At 60.0% G+C, this 15,666-nt stretch carries 19 protein-coding genes; 2 read left to right on the top strand and 17 right to left on the bottom strand.

The genetic code is table 11. The features are described from left to right. Positions 1–5: 5 nt before the first annotated feature. The 9 genes from ade to HPY55_09410 all read right to left on the bottom strand — a co-directional run bounded on the left by ade (position 6) and on the right by HPY55_09410 (position 6,852). Entirely contained in the window at positions 6–1,760 is a 1,755-nt protein-coding gene (gene ade, locus HPY55_09450; GenBank protein NPV70853.1) for an adenine deaminase, read from the bottom strand. Between the two features lie 83 nt (positions 1,761–1,843). Continuing rightward, positions 1,844–2,116, bottom strand: coding sequence for a EutN/CcmL family microcompartment protein (locus HPY55_09445; protein ID NPV70852.1), 273 nt, complete (start codon positions 2,114–2,116; stop codon positions 1,844–1,846). Then, entirely contained in the window at positions 2,116–2,889 is a 774-nt protein-coding gene (locus tag HPY55_09440; GenBank protein NPV70851.1) for a hypothetical protein, read from the bottom strand. The genes HPY55_09445 and HPY55_09440 overlap by 1 nt, the downstream gene beginning before the upstream one ends. 10 nt (positions 2,890–2,899) lie before the next feature. Then, on the bottom strand, positions 2,900–3,193 hold the full coding sequence (locus tag HPY55_09435; GenBank protein ID NPV70850.1) for a BMC domain-containing protein: 294 nt from the start codon (positions 3,191–3,193) through the stop codon (positions 2,900–2,902). An 83-nt stretch (positions 3,194–3,276) separates the two neighbouring features. Next, on the bottom strand, positions 3,277–3,588 hold the full coding sequence (locus HPY55_09430; protein NPV70849.1) for a BMC domain-containing protein: 312 nt from the start codon (positions 3,586–3,588) through the stop codon (positions 3,277–3,279). Continuing rightward, a complete protein-coding gene (gene pduB, locus HPY55_09425; GenBank protein ID NPV70848.1) occupies positions 3,585–4,628 on the bottom strand; it encodes a propanediol utilization microcompartment protein PduB in 1,044 nt (347 codons plus the stop codon). Before pduB ends, HPY55_09430 begins: the two co-directional genes overlap by 4 nt. Then, positions 4,625–4,912 (bottom strand): BMC domain-containing protein, encoded by a 288-nt coding sequence (locus HPY55_09420; protein NPV70847.1) that lies wholly within the window; start codon positions 4,910–4,912, stop codon positions 4,625–4,627. Before HPY55_09420 ends, pduB begins: the two co-directional genes overlap by 4 nt. A gap of 13 nt (positions 4,913–4,925) precedes the next feature. Continuing rightward, positions 4,926–6,278 carry a UbiD family decarboxylase gene (locus tag HPY55_09415; protein NPV70846.1) on the bottom strand — a complete coding sequence of 451 codons (1,353 nt, stop codon included), beginning with the start codon at positions 6,276–6,278 and terminating at the stop codon, positions 4,926–4,928. A gap of 13 nt (positions 6,279–6,291) precedes the next feature. Beyond that, on the bottom strand, positions 6,292–6,852 hold the full coding sequence (locus HPY55_09410; protein ID NPV70845.1) for a UbiX family flavin prenyltransferase: 561 nt from the start codon (positions 6,850–6,852) through the stop codon (positions 6,292–6,294). 263 nt (positions 6,853–7,115) lie between these two features. On the opposite strand from HPY55_09410, the gene HPY55_09405 reads away from it, so the two are divergent. Next, a complete protein-coding gene (locus HPY55_09405; GenBank protein ID NPV70844.1) occupies positions 7,116–7,943 on the top strand; it encodes a helix-turn-helix domain-containing protein in 828 nt (275 codons plus the stop codon). A gap of 330 nt (positions 7,944–8,273) precedes the next feature. Further along, positions 8,274–8,462, top strand: coding sequence for a hypothetical protein (locus HPY55_09400; protein NPV70843.1), 189 nt, complete (start codon positions 8,274–8,276; stop codon positions 8,460–8,462). 64 nt (positions 8,463–8,526) lie between these two features. On the opposite strand, the gene HPY55_09395 is transcribed toward HPY55_09400, so the two are convergent. The 8 genes from HPY55_09395 to HPY55_09360 form a co-directional block, all read right to left on the bottom strand. Beyond that, a complete protein-coding gene (locus HPY55_09395; GenBank protein ID NPV70842.1) occupies positions 8,527–8,949 on the bottom strand; it encodes a hypothetical protein in 423 nt (140 codons plus the stop codon). A gap of 67 nt (positions 8,950–9,016) precedes the next feature. After that, the gene (gene efp, locus HPY55_09390; GenBank protein ID NPV70841.1) at positions 9,017–9,574 is read right to left on the bottom strand and encodes an elongation factor P; all 558 of its coding nucleotides are present in this window, start codon (positions 9,572–9,574) and stop codon (positions 9,017–9,019) included. Positions 9,575–9,633: 59 nt separating this feature from the next. Next, positions 9,634–10,716, bottom strand: a complete 1,083-nt coding sequence (locus HPY55_09385) for an aminopeptidase P family protein (GenBank protein ID NPV70840.1) — start codon at positions 10,714–10,716, stop codon at positions 9,634–9,636. Beyond that, positions 10,716–11,165 carry a type II 3-dehydroquinate dehydratase gene (aroQ, locus tag HPY55_09380; protein NPV70839.1) on the bottom strand — a complete coding sequence of 150 codons (450 nt, stop codon included), beginning with the start codon at positions 11,163–11,165 and terminating at the stop codon, positions 10,716–10,718. Before aroQ ends, HPY55_09385 begins: the two co-directional genes overlap by 1 nt. A 410-nt stretch (positions 11,166–11,575) precedes the next feature. Further along, positions 11,576–11,785: an AbrB/MazE/SpoVT family DNA-binding domain-containing protein gene (locus HPY55_09375; GenBank protein ID NPV70838.1), complete on the bottom strand. Its 210-nt coding sequence runs from the start codon at positions 11,783–11,785 to the stop codon at positions 11,576–11,578. Positions 11,786–12,185: 400 nt separating this feature from the next. Continuing rightward, the gene (locus tag HPY55_09370; protein ID NPV70837.1) at positions 12,186–13,421 is read right to left on the bottom strand and encodes a serine hydroxymethyltransferase; all 1,236 of its coding nucleotides are present in this window, start codon (positions 13,419–13,421) and stop codon (positions 12,186–12,188) included. A 35-nt stretch (positions 13,422–13,456) separates the two neighbouring features. After that, the gene (gene lpdA, locus HPY55_09365) at positions 13,457–14,857 is read right to left on the bottom strand and encodes a dihydrolipoyl dehydrogenase (protein NPV70836.1); all 1,401 of its coding nucleotides are present in this window, start codon (positions 14,855–14,857) and stop codon (positions 13,457–13,459) included. Next, positions 14,850–15,665 carry a lipoate--protein ligase family protein gene (locus HPY55_09360; protein NPV70835.1) on the bottom strand — a complete coding sequence of 272 codons (816 nt, stop codon included), beginning with the start codon at positions 15,663–15,665 and terminating at the stop codon, positions 14,850–14,852. The genes lpdA and HPY55_09360 overlap by 8 nt, the downstream gene beginning before the upstream one ends. Position 15,666: the final 1 nt, after the last annotated feature.

Genomic DNA, 15,666 nt, shown 5'->3' with positions numbered 1-15,666 from the left:
TTTGGCTACACGACGGGGTCCACGATGGCGAATCGCTCCACGTCAATGAGACCCCGGTCCGTGATTTTCAACTTGGGGCTGGTCGTCAGCGATAAGAACGAAAGGTGCATGAACGGAGCATGGACCCGGCAGCCGAGTTCCGCTCGTGCAATAGCATGCAGAGCACTTATCTTTTGGCTGAGCCTCAGGCCGTCTACCTCATCCGTTATCAGTCCACCCACGGGCAGCTGCAGCTCGTCCAGCACCCGGCCACCCTTAACGACCGCGACGCCCCCATTCATCTCGATAACCCTGTTGACCGCGGCCGCCATGTCCCGATGATCCGTGCCGACCACAATGATGTTGTGGGCATCGTGGCTGACGCTCTCCGCGAAGGCGCCACTCGATAGCCCAAATCCCTTTACGAATCCTTTTCCTATTCCGCCGGTGCGCCCGTAGCGTTCGACCACAGCGATCGGCAAAACGTCCTGTCCAAGGTCGGCCATCGCGATTTCACCTTGTACAGGTATATCAAACTCGAGTAGGTCCGTAAGGTTCTGGTCAGGAATTAGACCGATCGTCCTGACGCGAGCAGTGCCGGAATGCGCTCTTACCTGAAGCATGTCTGCCTCCACAGGTTCGCGCCTGACCGACCGTTTTGTGCTATCGGGGTAGGTGTAAACGGGGATATCGATAAGCGTCTGACCAGCCCCGGCGACAAGCCTGCCGCCAATGAAAACTTTCTCGATTTCCATCGCGGACAGGTCCGAGATCACAGCGATATCGGCCATTTTCCCAGGAGAGAGTACCCCGATGTGCTTTAGCCCGAAGTAAGTGGCGGGGTTGATGGTCGCCATCTGGATCGCTTCCACCGGGTCGATACCTTGCTCGATGATCCTGCGGATCGCCCAGTTCATATGGCCGGTGCTTGCAAGGTCCTCCGCGACCATATCATCCGTGGCCGCAATGAGTCGGCGCGAGTCCACGCCTTCCTCGGTCACAACCCTGATGCACTCCGCCATGTTTTTCTGGGTGGAACCCTCCCGCATGAAGACATAAACGCCGTATCGGATCTTCTCGAGGCATTCGTCCTTTCGCGTTGTCTCGTGGCATGAGACTTCGGTGCCCCCGGCCACGATGTGGGCGGCCAGTTCGCTCCCGAAAAGATCGGGGGCATTGCCGTCAACGGTTTTCCCCATCGACTGCGCATAGGTAGTCGAAGCCACTAGGTCGGTGACCACCTGTGGGGCGTACCGGTGAACCGCCCTGGCGTTTGAAAACCCCTGCAGTTCCCCGATGCCGAGGACGTTGGGATAGCCCAGCGCCTCAGCCATGTGCTTTGAAGTGATGTTACAGCACGCGGTCTCGAGGCCCGGGCAGTCCGGGACAAGCGCGGGTATGACGAGGTAAACCCTGCTCGGCACTAACGTCGCTTCTTCGCACATTGCCCTGATGCCCACAAGGCCGAGCGCGTTTGCGATCTCGTGTGGGTCCGCGACGAGCGTTGTAGTGCCGGAAGGGATGGACAGACGGGAGAACTCCGAAATGGTAAGCATACTACTTTCAAAATGCATATGAGAATCTATAAAACCTGGGGCCACGTAATACTTGCCCTTAAGGTCGAGCATTTCGGTGCAAGGGCCGGTCAGGTCTGATGCGTCACCCACCTTGAGGATAAGGTCGTCATAAATGGCCACATCAGCCTGGTAAACCTCGCGGGTAATGACGTTCACCACAAGGCCATCTTTGAGTACCAGGCTTGCTTTTTGGCCCTGACCCATAAGTATATCCACCAGTTGCCTGCGCGTGAGCCCGGTCTTATAGACTTGAGCGTCCAGAGTAACTCCCCCCCCCAAAGGATTGGCTAGTCCTTCGACAATTCCAGCCGATCAACAATACCCACTATAGCGGCGTCTATCGGGACGGCCCCCCTGCGTACGGCGTAGGGAGCCACGCTCCCGGTAACGTACAGCACAATCTCTCCTGCTCCAGCACCGACTGTATCTACAGCAACGAACGGCTGTCCGATGGGTTCTCGCTCAGCATCCACCGGTTGAGTGATGAGGAGTTTGGTGCCAACCAGGCCTTCGTCTTTGCGTGTCGCCACGACGGTCCCGATCACCCTGCCGAGGTACATCAGCACACCTCCCCTTCCTGGTTACAGGAGAACTTGACACCTTTTTCGGCCGCGTACTCTTTGGCAAGTTCGGTAAACCTGGCTCCGGTGGGGACCAGCACAGTGCAGTTCTCCAGCCCAACCAGGTCTGACCGGGTGATCACTTTAGTGTTGAGGACCGATGGTTTCCCGGCTGGCACGGCCGAAGGGATGTTGATCACTCTCCCCAGTTCTTTCGCCACCGATCTCGATGGATATAGACGCATCCCGAGCGCCGCTACCGCCCCAAGGTTGGCCTCCAGCATCTCAACGAGACCGGGCGATGGGTTCGAGTACCCCTTGGCCCTGTAACCGTCCGACGTTGGCCGGGCCCCATCTTCAGTACCAATTACGGGGACACCTGCCATCAATGCGTGAAACACTAGAGATGCCAGCGGTTCATCGTAGATACCGTGACCGACCCTCGCCACCAGGCTGGGAGAGACCACCGGAAGGTAGACCAGATCAACATGCTTGACGATGTCTGGCCCGCATCTTCCCATATCGAGCTGTGTGCCCGTGAGGCCTGCAAGTGATGCGATGTTGTCCTTGCCCAGGACATCGATCGCATCCTGAGAAGGTACAACCAACAGCTCATACCCACCTCGTCTCAAGACGTCGAGTGTGCCGAACCCCAACGCAGCCCCCACACTGGACCCCGGCACAAGAACCAGTGCCTTCCTGGCGGAGTCCCGGAAGGCCTGTCGGCCGTCATCCATGCAATGCTTGAACGAGGTCAGGTACAGACTTCTCATGGTTCACGACTCAGCCACGTGGTGCGTCCTGGATCTTTGCCAGGATTTCCTTCTCAACTTCCGCGTGAGGCCTGGGAATTACGTGTACCGATACGAGTTCACCGACACGCTTGGCCGCTGCCGCCCCTGCGTCCGTCGCGGCCTTGACTGCACCGACATCGCCCCGTACCATGACGGTTACAAGGCCGAATCCGATTTTCTCATACCCAACGATTGTGACCGTCGCCGCCTTAACCATGGCGTCCGCCGCCTCGATAGCAGCGGTAAGGCCCTTTGTTTCGACAAGACCTAGAGCTTCACCCATGACTCAATACCCGCCTTTCATATGTTATTGGGAATTGTGCAACCGGTGCAGCATCTGATACTAACCAGCCGCCGCCTGATCGCCTACCTGCAAATGATTGACGCTTGCGTCTCTTCACTCCAAATCAACCTGGAAAGCGACTCGTGTGGCCGTGGCATGACGCGCCAGGCAAGTACCTCACCCACCGAGCGAGCGGCTGCCAGGCCGGCTTCGACCGCTGTGGTGACCGTTGCCACCTCGCCTCTGAACTTGACCACGACTGAGGCTTTCCCCCCCGCTCCAATCACCGTCTCAAGCCCCAGGAACTCTACTTCCGCGCACTTGCATGCTGCATCCACGGCGGCCATGGAAGGGGCGTAACCGATTGCTTCGATGAGACCCAGTGCGTCGCTCAACTTGAAACCTCCCCGGTGTTGGTAGCCAGCCTCTGCAGGATGGCGGCTCCCATTTTGTGTGCAGCGTCAAGAGCCGTCTTGACTCTGCTCGGGTCGCCCGAAATGACGGTCCAGAACTCGTTCCCGACGCGACAGGACGATGAGGGGCCGCAGAAGCTTTCCAGGAATACATCAGCAGACTTTAGCGCCACACTGGCAGCCGCCAAGCCTACTGCGGCCGGATAGCCAGCGATTACCCCACATGCCCGGCCGAGCGGTACGTTAAACAGCCTGTTAATGATCCGAGCCGCTCGCGAGCAGTAGAGGGTCTCTATCCCGCCGGCACCGGTTTCCAGGATGTACCGTTGGCGTTCTTTTACGTTGTTAAGGCATGTCTCCACGACCCTGGTCGCTTCCAAGGCATTTTGCGCTTCAAACACCACCAGCGCGCCACGCTTGCCTCGATCGCCATCTACCAGTTCTATGTCTGCAATACCTACGTCCGCACTCCCGCATGCTTCATCCGCCGCCACGATCAACGGGGCAGCTCCTCGACGCGAGCACAAGACACCAACGGCCTGGTTCTGGGTGACGATTTTGAGATGCTCGATCAGGCGCAGATCCATGTCGGCCATCACGTAGCCAAACGTATCACCACCAGCAACTCCCTGGAACTCAATACCGGGTAGGTCCGGAGCCTCCCCACGCGGTTCCTCAGGCGCTGTGGTTCGCGACGTTGGGTCTGCCGGGCACCCGACAGGTTCCTCGGGCCCTGCCTCAGCGGGTCTGTGACCGGGGCTGGCTCTCTTAACGGCGAAACCAAGCAGCGCACCAGCAGGCAGGTTGGACTGAACCAGAGGGGCCGTGGCTGCCGGTTGCAGCACGCACGCATTAACACTGGGGGCCGGGCTGTGGTCCTTGCTCTCGCGGGATCCGACCCGTGGTTTCCATTTCTCGCGCTGGTAGTTGGGCCGCTGCAGACGCGCTCCGGCAGCGGTGTCGGCGGTCCCACATCTCGCGAGGATGTCCCTGATGATTTTTTCGGTAAGGCTATCCGTCAAGGCTCAATCGCCTCCCGCAGAGGTATGACCTTGAGCAGGTCCTCATGGGGTCTCGGCACCACGTGGAACGAGATGGCCTCACCGAGTTTCCTCACCCGCTCTACCGCCGTATCCACGGCCACTTTCACCGCTGCCACTTCTCCCTGGACAGTAATGTTTACGAGCCCTGACCCGACAAGCCGGTATTCGATGATCTTTACATCAGCAGACTTGACCATAACATCCGCTGCTTCGATGGCCGCGACCAGCCCACGAGTTTCCACGAAGCCTATGGCGTTGCTCAACGGTGGTCACCCCCTAGCGCTCCAGGGTGAGGTAATCGTCCAGGTTGATGTGGTCGTATCCCGGAATGCGGGCGCGCTCGAACCTTTGCTTTTCGGAAAGCGGACATGTGGCGTCTATACCCATCTTGGCGGAGACTCCTCTAATCACGTGGGATGGTTCCAACGGAGTGCCCTGGCCGCCGGGGACTATTATCACGCCTTGATCTGCCTGAACCCGGCTGGCTATCGCCCACTCGACATCTTCCGGCTCAAAGATATCAACATCATCATCAACGACTAAGACATGCTTGATGTCTTTATTGGCGGCAAAGGCCGCAAAAATCGCTTGCTTCCCTTGCCCCTCGACGGTCTTCTTGATAGAGATTATGGCATGGCATCGACCACCACCAGCCATCGTAACGTTTACGCTCTTCACGGTCGGGACTACATGCCGCACGTGATTGAAAAGGATCGTTTCTCGCATGAGCGCCCCGGTCATCTTGTGCTCGTAACTGGAGGGGAAAATCACCTGAAAAATCGGGTTGTATCGAAAAGTCACGGTGCTTATCTCGACGACGGGCTGCATGGTCTGAGGCCCGTAATAGTCAAATAACTCGCCGAATGGCCCCTCCGATTTGCGCACCTTCGGAAGTATTCGCCCTTCCAGAACTATCTCGGCATCCGCAGGCACCTCAAGGTCGACCTCTATGCAATTGACCATGCGGATAGGCTCACCGGCCAGCGCGCTGGCGACCGCCATCTTGTCGAGACCGAACGTCTGCGTAGGGAGCTGCGAGCTCAGTGTGATGACTGGGTGTACCCCTATTATGAGAGCAACTTCGAGTGGTTTCCCCTGGCGTTCGAGCTGCTCATACTGGGAGAGCAGGCCAGGTGACTCGATGACAATACTAAGGCAGTTGGGCCCGTTCAGTTGCATCCTCCTGATCGAAGTGAACCTACGTCCGTCCATGGGGTCCTTTACCATGAGGACCGCGGCTGTGATGAAAGGCGCAGAGTCCTTTTCGTGAAAGGTCGGCACTGGAAGTAGTTTCATAAGATCGATGTCCTTTGTTAGCACATTTTCCTGTGCGGGAGCGGTAGCCACCGAACGAGTGGTTCCCGGATTTGTGATGGCCTCAACGATCCGTGTCATAAGCTGGTCCTTCTGTACCCCCATCGATAAGGCCAGAAGTTCCCGGCTACCCACCACCCCGGCGGCCACAGGCATGTTATACCCAACAACCTGTTTGAACAGGATGGGGGTAGCTCCCCTAGTTTTCTTAACTATTGCTCCGAGTTCGAACCTGGGGTCAACGGGTTTTGCTACACTCCAAAGATTCCCGCGCTGCCTCAGTTGATCCAGAAAACACCTCAATGAGAGGGCCAACGTTTGGCCTCCTTCAGTAGCCCTGTTGTCCCCACCGTGTAAAGAGCTGGTTGTCCACGCCGAGGATGTCCAGGATCCGCCCGATCATGGCTCCAACAAGGTCGCTCATAGTCTGCGGGTGGTTATAGAACCCAGGAGACGCTGGAACGATCACTGCGCCCGCCTGTCCGAGTTTAAGCATGTTCTCCATGTGGATAATGGTTACAGGCGTCTCACGAGGAACCACCACAAGCCTGCGCCTTTCCTTGAGCGTCACGTCCGCTGCTCTCGCCAGTAAGCCCTCGCCCAACCCCGAAGCGATAACGCCTAGAGTATGCATTGAGCACGGTACAACCGCCATTCCGTCTGTGTGATGGGACCCGCTGGCCAGCGGACTGAACAGATCATCATTGGAATGGACGGTTGCATATCGACGGATCGTATCCAAGCCTACGCCACACTCATGCTGCAACACTCTCTGGCCCACTGGGGTGCAGACCACGTGGACCCCGACGCCCATGCGGTCTAGAACACGGACCAGCCCATAGCCGTATATGGCCCCACTTGCTCCGCTGATCCCTACGACCAGTTCCATCGACATAGGCTCCCCATTCAGCCTTAGCGTTACAGTTCACGTGGAAAGGTCACAATCTCACCTCGATAACGACCAAGGCACCACGCATCTCGTATTGATCTCAAGATTCTACGGGATTGTTCATTTTCCTGCTAATATTGCTATTAAGGAAAAATGTTTTATAGTTAACTGGAGCAGGTTAAGGAAGGAATCAGTGTGGTTGTGCAAAACTAGATGTGGTAGATCTTTAGGCCAATGATAAGGGTTTGGCAGGCGGAGGTTAAATGTCACGGGATCAAGTCGTTTTCCGTATTGGCACTGCAGCAATACTGATAGGCGTAACCCCGTCCACACTCCGAAACTGGGAGAAGGCCGGGCTCATCCGGTTGAGCCCCCGAAGCGGACAGTACAGGCTCTATACCCAGAGCGATATCGAAAATCTGAAGAAGATACATTACCTGATCAATGTCAAAGGCTTCAACATAGCCGGATTGCGAGAATACCTTGCGTCCCAGGGCGAAAAGCCCGTAGCAAAGCCCTCCAAGCCCGATAGCCAGGACCCCAGTATAGTCCTGGGTCAGAAACTAAGGGCGCTACGGACGAAGGAAGGGCTCACTCTAGAAGAGGTGTGCCGGGCGACTGGGATCTCCACCTCTTACCTGAGCAGAATTGAGTCGGGTCAGGTTAATGTCTCAATTACCACTCTGCAGAAACTGGCGACGTTTTATGATAAGACCCTCTTACATTTCTTCGACCAAGGTGGCGAGTCGACAGAAAGCAAACTCGTGCCTGCGGGTCAAGGCAAACAGCTACAGACCGACGAGAAAGGTATTAGTGTCCAGTTGTTGACCAATATCTCTAGTTTCATGATCGAGTCACTTCTCTATCGGATAGCGCCCGGGGCTGGTCGCACGGAGAACATCGCCCACGAAGGTGAAGAGTTCATATACGTGCTGAGTGGCACGTTGGAGGTCTGGCTCGACGAAACCGAGAGGTATGTCGTGGCCTCAGGCGATAGCCTCCAGTTCAAGAGTTCCCAGCAGCACCGGTGGCGCAACTGCGGTCCAGATGAGGTTGTCGCGATCTGGGTTAATACTCCCCCAACTTTTTAGTCTGCACTCCGGTACTTGTATCACCACCAGCTGTAGAATGATCCAGTAGCACCGGTTCAGAAACATTTGAAAGCCAACTCTGCTCCCCCAGTTCGGCAATCCACAGGCATATGCGGAACGCAGACAGCGAGGGCCCCGAATACCACGCCTCCGCAGCTCGGGCAGCGCAGCTCGGTACAATGGAATAAAATACCTTGGATGGGGTAACATCGTGCAAAGCACGCAGTGCAAAGGGGGACGCCCAGTGAGGCTTTCCCGGGTCCTTTCTCCCAGACGCCACTATCCGACGTCGACCTGGCGGTCCTGCCGGCACCTGGCAAGAGGTGGGACGTGCACCGCGAGTTGGAGGTGCACGCTGAACTCGCTGGAATCGGCAGAAACGACGACGTCAACGTGGTTAACCTGCGGGTCGTTCCGGTGAACTTACAGGACAAGGTACGGCAGAAACTCCAGTACATGCGTTCCAGATACGTGAACTGGAACGGTTCCGAGACATGCTGGACTTATGCGCCCACGTGATCGCTCACAAAGGCAGCGCTCCCATGCCGGCGCTGCCTGAGCCTCTGTACAATTTGTCCGGAGGTCAATCGGAGCGGGATTCGCCCGAATCGTCGTCGTTGCGGTCTTCGCCGTTGCCCTCCTCGTCGTTCTCCGAGGAGAATATCACCCCGCCGCAGCTAGGGCAGCAGAGCTCGTCGTCGCCTTCGAGCAGGTCCTCGTCGAAGCAGATGGTCTCCTTGCAGTGGGGGCACTCGATATCCACATATTCCTCGTCATCGACGTCGTACAGGTCTTCCTCGACGGCCGCCAGGTCCTCGTCGATGGATTCGATCCTTCCCTCGGTTTCGACCTGCCTGTCGGTTATCTCCTCGAGCGCCCTGGCCATGTCGGACAGGATATCGGCCATCTGTTGGATGACCCGGCCGTGCTTGTCGTCCCTCCCGATTCCCATGCCCTCTATCAGGCCGCGGAGGTAAGCCACCTTCTCGACCAGTTCCTTTGCCACGCCAATCCCCCCATCAATTCCGGAATTGAATCCGTCTCGATGCCGGGCCGTGCCCGGTTCGCCGCTCTCACGCCCGCTCGAGGTACGTCCCCGTGCGCGTATCCACGCGTATCTTGTCGCCGATGTTCACGAACAGCGGGACCTTGACAATCGCCCCGGTCTCGAGCTTCGCGGGCTTGGTACCACCCGTCGCCGTGTCGCCCTTGAACCCGGGCTCGGTCTCGACTACTTCCAGCTCCACGAAGTTGGGGATCTCAACGCCCATGATGGCGCCAGCGTGGGTCAGGACCCACATCGTCATGTTCTCCTTGAGGAACTTGACGCCGTCACCGATCTGCTCTCCGGTCAGGTTGAACTGCTCGTAGGTCTGGCTGTCCATGACCACGTATTCGCCGTCGCTGTTGTAGAGGTACTGGACTTCCTTCCTCTCGAGGTGAGCCCGCGGCAACTTCTCACCTGCGGCGAACGTCCGCTCGAGCACTGACCCGGTCTTGACGTTCTTCAGCTTGGTCCTGACGAACGCCGAGCCCTTGCCGGGCTTGACGTGCTGGAATTCTACGACGGAATAGACCTCGCCGTCCACCTCGATCGTTACACCTGTCCTGAAATCGTTACTGGAAATCACCTGGGATACTCCCCCTCCGCGATCCTATTGTTGCCTGAACGCCTTCACCGAAACCGGATCTACAGCCTGATCAGGTGCTTTGGGAAATCCGTCAGTACCTCAACCCCGTGCGGTCGCGCGACGACCGTGTCCTCGATCCTGACTCCACCAACGCCGGGTATGTACACCCCCGGCTCTACGGTGAACACCATGCCCTCGCGGATCATGCCGTTTTCCGGGGCCTTAGGCGAGAGTCGCGGCGACTCGTGGATGGCCAACCCCACGCCGTGGCCGAGTCCGTGGCCGAAATACTCACCGTAACCTGCGTCCACAATGACGCTCCTCGCGGCGGCGTCCGCCTCCCTGAGCCCGAGCCCCGGCCGGATCACGGACAGCGCAGCCTGCTGGGCCTTCCGCACAACCTCGTAGACCCGCATGAGCTCCTCGGGCGGGTCTCCAACCGCGACGGTCCTGGTCATGTCGGAGCAGTAGGAACCCCACACCGCGCCGATGTCGAACGTCACGAACTCCCCACGTCCGATCTTGCGGGCCGTTGGGACCCCGTGGGGGAGCGAACCGCGCGGCCCCGACACGATGACCGGCTCAAACGCGAGCCTCTCGGCCCCCGCCTTCCGCATGAGGTATTCCACCTCGGCGGCAAGGTCGATTTCAGACACTCCCGGCTTCAGGGAGTCCACCAACTTCGCCAGCGCTCCGGCGGTGATCGACGCGGCCTTCCTGATGCTGTCCACCTCGGCCGCGTCCTTTACCTCGCGGAGCGACTCCACCACTCCCCGGACGGGGACCATCTCGCACCCGCGGGCGGCCGCCCGATCGGCGATCTCGGAGTACTCCCTGTACGTCACGTGCTCTTCCCCGAAGCCAAGTCGCGTGACCGGGACCCTCGCCAGGAGATCCCTCAGAGCCTCCGGCACTAGGCCGTTGACCTTCACAAGTTCAAATGCGGGGGCATCCGCCCCCGCCTGCTCGAAATATCGTGAATCGGTGAGGATATACAAACCCGTGGCCGTCACAACCAGGCTTCCCTCGCCGGTGAACCCACTGAGATAGGCGCAGTTCTCTCGACCGGTGACCAGCATGGCCTCGAGCCGGTTGCGCTCAAGGTATTCACGCACCGCCGAAAGCCTCGATTGACCCGTCATCAGGGGCGTGAGCCGCCTCCAATCACCCTGTTTATCGCGTGCAAGCCAAGCACGTATCCATGAATCCCGAAACCGCAGATGACTCCCCGCGATGCGCGCGCCGTCACTGATACCGCCCTGAACTCTTCCCGCGCGTGGATGTTGGTAACGTGCACCTCTACCGAGGGGATGCCGACGCTCTTCATAGCGTCGAGCAGCGCGACACTATAGTGTGACAGGCCTCCGGGGTTGATTATTATGCCGTCCACGCGCCCGCGCGCCGCGTGAATGGTGTCTATGATTGCGCCTTCGTGGTTCGACTGGAAGAATTCGACGGACACGCCGATCTTGCCGGCTTCGGAGCGCACGGCATCCTCGACGTCACTCAGGGTATCTGTACCGTATATCGAGGGTTCCCTCGCGCCCAGCAGGTTGAGGTTGGGCCCATTGATGACCAGGATCCGGGTCAAATGCGTTCCCTCCTGACAAGCCTCGGTCCGTTACCAATATTACCATAAGCACGTCTTTCCTGTCACGCCAGCCCGTGCCGGCTCCCGCAAGCCGGTTCATCAGTCTCTGCGCTTCCGCCACAGCCTACCTGTAGCGCACGATAACCCGGACGTTGTCCATGGGTAAATGGCGAGCGTCTCTCGTTACAAGGGATGCGCCAACCACCCTGGCGCTCTCGAGCCGGGGGGTAGCCCCTCAGGTGATCCACCAGGATACGGGTGTCGAGCAGGTAGGCGCTGGCGACGGGGCTCATCGACCGGGGCCCATGCGAGTTGCCGGCTGGATCCCCCGAGAAAAACAACACCTTCCGCCTCACAGCCGGAAGGCAGAAGGCGGAAGGCATCGCACCCAATCCAGGCGTCACACGGGTCTACGTTTCGGGTTCGCCCGAGCCGGCCCGCTCTATGACGAAGCCGCCGTCACGCGCAATCATCCTCACGTTCCCGCCGCCGCTCACGCCGATGAGCGCGAGGTATTGCGCAGGAATGGTAACCTGTCCCTGCGCATCAACCGCGACTATGGGGCGGGAGCCCGTTTTCTTCTCCAGCCCTGCGGCAATGTGGATAACCCTGGTCCCCATCCGAGTGTCCCTCGATCTGACACGTTCGCAGGCCCTGCAAGTCTCGAAGGCAACCTCACCATCCCTGATTTATCGTGAATTAGGCGCTTCAGCCCGCACACCGTTGACACCGGACTCCCCGGCTGTTTACGCAAACACCGGCGCCGGTAAGCCGAATTATAGATCGGCCTGACGGCAACGTGAGTCGAACTGTGGACAGGCCCATGGCGAAGGCTGCCGAACAGGACAAGTCCCTGGCAGGCCTACAAATCCTGCCCTGGAATGCGGCCCGTGATCCGCCCGGACGGCGCGCCCGGTGCAATTGTGCAGGGGAAGTGAAGGGGAGGTAAAACGGCCGGGCTCGAACCCGGCCGCCTTGTCAGAACATGTCGAGCGGTTTGCGCACCTCCCGCCGGAGCGCCTAGTTGTAGAACGGGAACCTCGCGCAGAGCCCCTGCACCTGCTTTGCGATCGCGCCCAGTCCCGCCTCGTCGTCCTTTGCGGCAATGGTCTCGTGCATGAGCCGGGCGACCTCTTTCATCTCGGCTTCCTTCATCCCCCTGGTGGTGATGGTCGGCGTGCCGACGCGAATGCCGCTGGTGACTTGCGGGCTTCTCGTCTCGAACGGGATCGTGTTCTTGTTCACGGTGATCCCGACGCGGTCCAGCAATTTCTCCGCCTCGAGTCCGGTAACCCCCTTGTTCGTGAGGTCGACCAGCATGAGGTGGTTGTCGGTGCCGCCGGAGACCAGCCGGAAGCCCCTTGCCACGAGAGACTCGGCGAGCACCTTCGCGTTCTTCACTATCCGGCCCTGGTACTCCTTGAAATCGGGGTCGAGCGCTTCCTTGAACGCCACGGCCTTCGCCGCGATTATGTGCATCAGCGGCCCGCCCTGAATCCCGGGGAACACCGCCTTGTCGATGTCTTTCGCATACTGCGCAGTCGTCATGATCATGCCGCCCCTCGGGCCGCGCAGCGTCTTGTGAGTGGTCGTGGTCACGAATTGCGCGTGCGGTACTGGCGAGGGGTGGTGCCCCGTGGCCACCAGTCCTGCGATGTGCGCCATGTCAACCATCAGGTACGCCCCGACCTCGTCCGCGATCGACCGGAACGCGGGGAAGTCCAGCGTCCTCGGGTACGCGCTCGCGCCCGAGACGATCATCTTCGGTTTCACCTGGCGGGCGATGTCTCTTACCTCGTCGTAGTCGATCCGCTCGGTGTCCTTGTTAACACCGTACGCGACGAAGTTGAAGTATTTCCCCGAGATGTTCACGGGACTGCCGTGCGTGAGATGGCCGCCGTGACTCAGGTTCATGCCGAGTACGGTATCGCCCGGCTTCAGCATCGCGAAGTACACCGCGGTATTGGCCTGGGCCCCCGAATGCGGCTGGACGTTGACGTGCTCAGCGCCGAACAGCTGCTTGGCCCTGTCTCTGGCTAGATCCTCAGCGACATCCACGACCTCGCAGCCGCCGTAGTAGCGTTTCCCGGGATACCCTTCCGCGTACTTGTTGGTAAGGCAACTCCCCGCCGCCTCTAACACAGCGCGACTCACCAGGTTCTCGGAAGCGATGAGCTCGATCACGCCCATCTGCCTCCGCTCTTCGTCTTGAATACAGCGGAATATCTCGGGATCTACCCTCTTGAGCGGCTCCATTGCGTCTCCCTCCGTTTTCCGGTTTTGAGCCCGTCTCAACGTCGTTGTTTCGCGAAGTGTATCGGGCTTCCGTCCACACCCAGGAACGCCTCACCCACGGCTTCGGCCAGCGTCGGGTGCGAGTGGATCATCTCCGCCATCTCGCAGGCGGTGGCACCCATCTTGAGCGCCGCTGCGGCTTCGTGTACCAGGTCGTCTGCATGCGGCCCCAGGATGTGCACCCCGACAAGCCTGCCCTGCTGATCGGCCAGTACCTTGACCATCCCGTCGGCCTCGCCCAGTATGAGCGCGCGTCCGTTGGCCGAGAACGGGAACCGCGAAGCCTTCACCTGCAGCCCACGGGCGCGGGCTTCTTGCTCGTTGATCCCCACCCAGCCGATCTCGGGGGATGAGAACACGCAAGCGGGGATGACGTCGTATTCCATCGACGTGCTTTCCCCCATGATATTCCGCATGGCCGTGATGCCCTCGTGTGAGGCGACGTGGGCGAGCCACGTCCTGCCGAGGACGTCGCCGACCGCGTAGATGCCCGGGACGTTCGTCATCAGGTGCTCGTCTACCTTTATCCCTTTCCGGTCGTAAGCCACGCCCAGCGCGTCGAGGTCTATCCCACCGAAATCGGGCCTGCGGCCCACCGAGACGATCGCGACGTCGCAATCGGTTTGCAGCGGGTTCCCGGCCTGGTCCTTGCCATACACGCGCTTCGAGCCGTCCGCGTTGGCGCCTATGCCTTCTACCGATACCCCCGCCTGGACCACAATGCCCTTTCGCTTCAATAGCGCCGTGAGCCTTCTCGAAATCTCCTCGTCGACCGGCGGGAGGATCCCGGGGAGCTTCTCCAGGACGGTTACCTCCGAGCCGAACGAGCGGAATATGCAAGCCATCTCGATCCCGATGACGCCGGCGCCTATGACGGCCAGCCGTGGCGGAACGTGGTCCAGGTCGAGAGCAGCCTCGCTCACGAGCACGCCCTGAAGGTCGGCTCCCGGAACCGGGAGGTTCACCGCCCTCGAACCGGTGGCGATGATCACTGTCCTGGTATCCAGCGAAATGGTTGAGCCGTCAGCCTTGACCACGTCGACTCGCCCGGGTCCGGCAACGCGCCCCGCCCCCTGTATTACCTCAACGCCCCACGACTTCAGCAGGAGCTGCACGCCCCCCACGAGTTGAGACACCACCATGTCCTTCCTGGCGGTGACCTTCATCATGTCGAGCGACGTGCCCTGAACCTGCACGCCGAACTCCGCGCCCCTGCGCGCAAGGTCCAGCACCTCCGCGGTCCGGACAAGCGCCTTCGTGGGGATGCAGCCCCTGTTCAGGCACGTCCCACCGACCCTGTCCTTCTCCACGAGGGCAATCCTGCCGCCCATCTGCGCGCCCTTGATGGCCGCGACGTAACCGCCCGGCCCCCCTCCAACGACAACTGCGTCAAACATGCTGTCCTCTCCCCTGCCTTTGCTCGTTCCAGGCCGATCTCGAGTACTTCTCCCGCTCGAGATTTACTGCAAGTTCGACCTCGAACGCGGTAAGACCTCCGCGCTCAAACTCCAGCCCGAGCCCCGCGGCAAAGCCCTTCTGAACGGCGTCCATTACCTCGTCACGTGCCACCGCCCTCCCGAGCACCTGCTGCAGGCCGACCGCCTTCTGCGCGAGGTTCTTCTCGAGCCTCCGCCTCAAATCGTCCGAGTCCAGCCTGAGGACGGACACTACCCTGCGGGCGTCCATGTAAACCGGGATCGAACCGTGTTGCAGGATCACCCCGTTACGCCGGGTCTGCGCGCTGCCCACGACCTTCTTCCCCCCGCAAGTCATTTCGTACCACGCGGGTGAGTCGAAGCACGCGGGCGACGCCCCCCTCCCGCCCCCGGGCAGGGCGCCTTGAGCCAGCTGGGGGTCCGCCCCGAGCAGCCTCAGCGCGGCGACGAGCCCCCGGCTCAGCTCGAGGTACGTCTCCAGCACCGAACCCGGCAGGAGTCTTTCGGATATGACCACGCTGTACGTGACCTCGTCTTCGTGTAAGACGGCCCTCCCGCCGGTGGGCCTTCTGACCCAGTCCACGCCAAGCCCGCGGCACGCCTCCAGATCGATCTCCTTGCTCAGGTCCTGGAAGTACCCGATCGAGACGGCGGGCGGGTTCCACTCGTAAAGCCTCAACGTGGGCGGGACGTGTCCTCTCGAATGCGCGACGGCGATGGCCTCATCCACGGCCATGTTCCGCGCGCCTGTGTTTCCTCCATCGATCATG

This window comes from Bacillota bacterium (assembly GCA_013178305.1).
Lineage (GTDB): Bacteria > Bacillota > Sulfobacillia > JABLXB01 > JABLXB01 > JABLXB01.
Note: the sequence above shows the minus strand (reverse complement) of the source record. Positions and strands in the feature narration are given on the sequence as shown.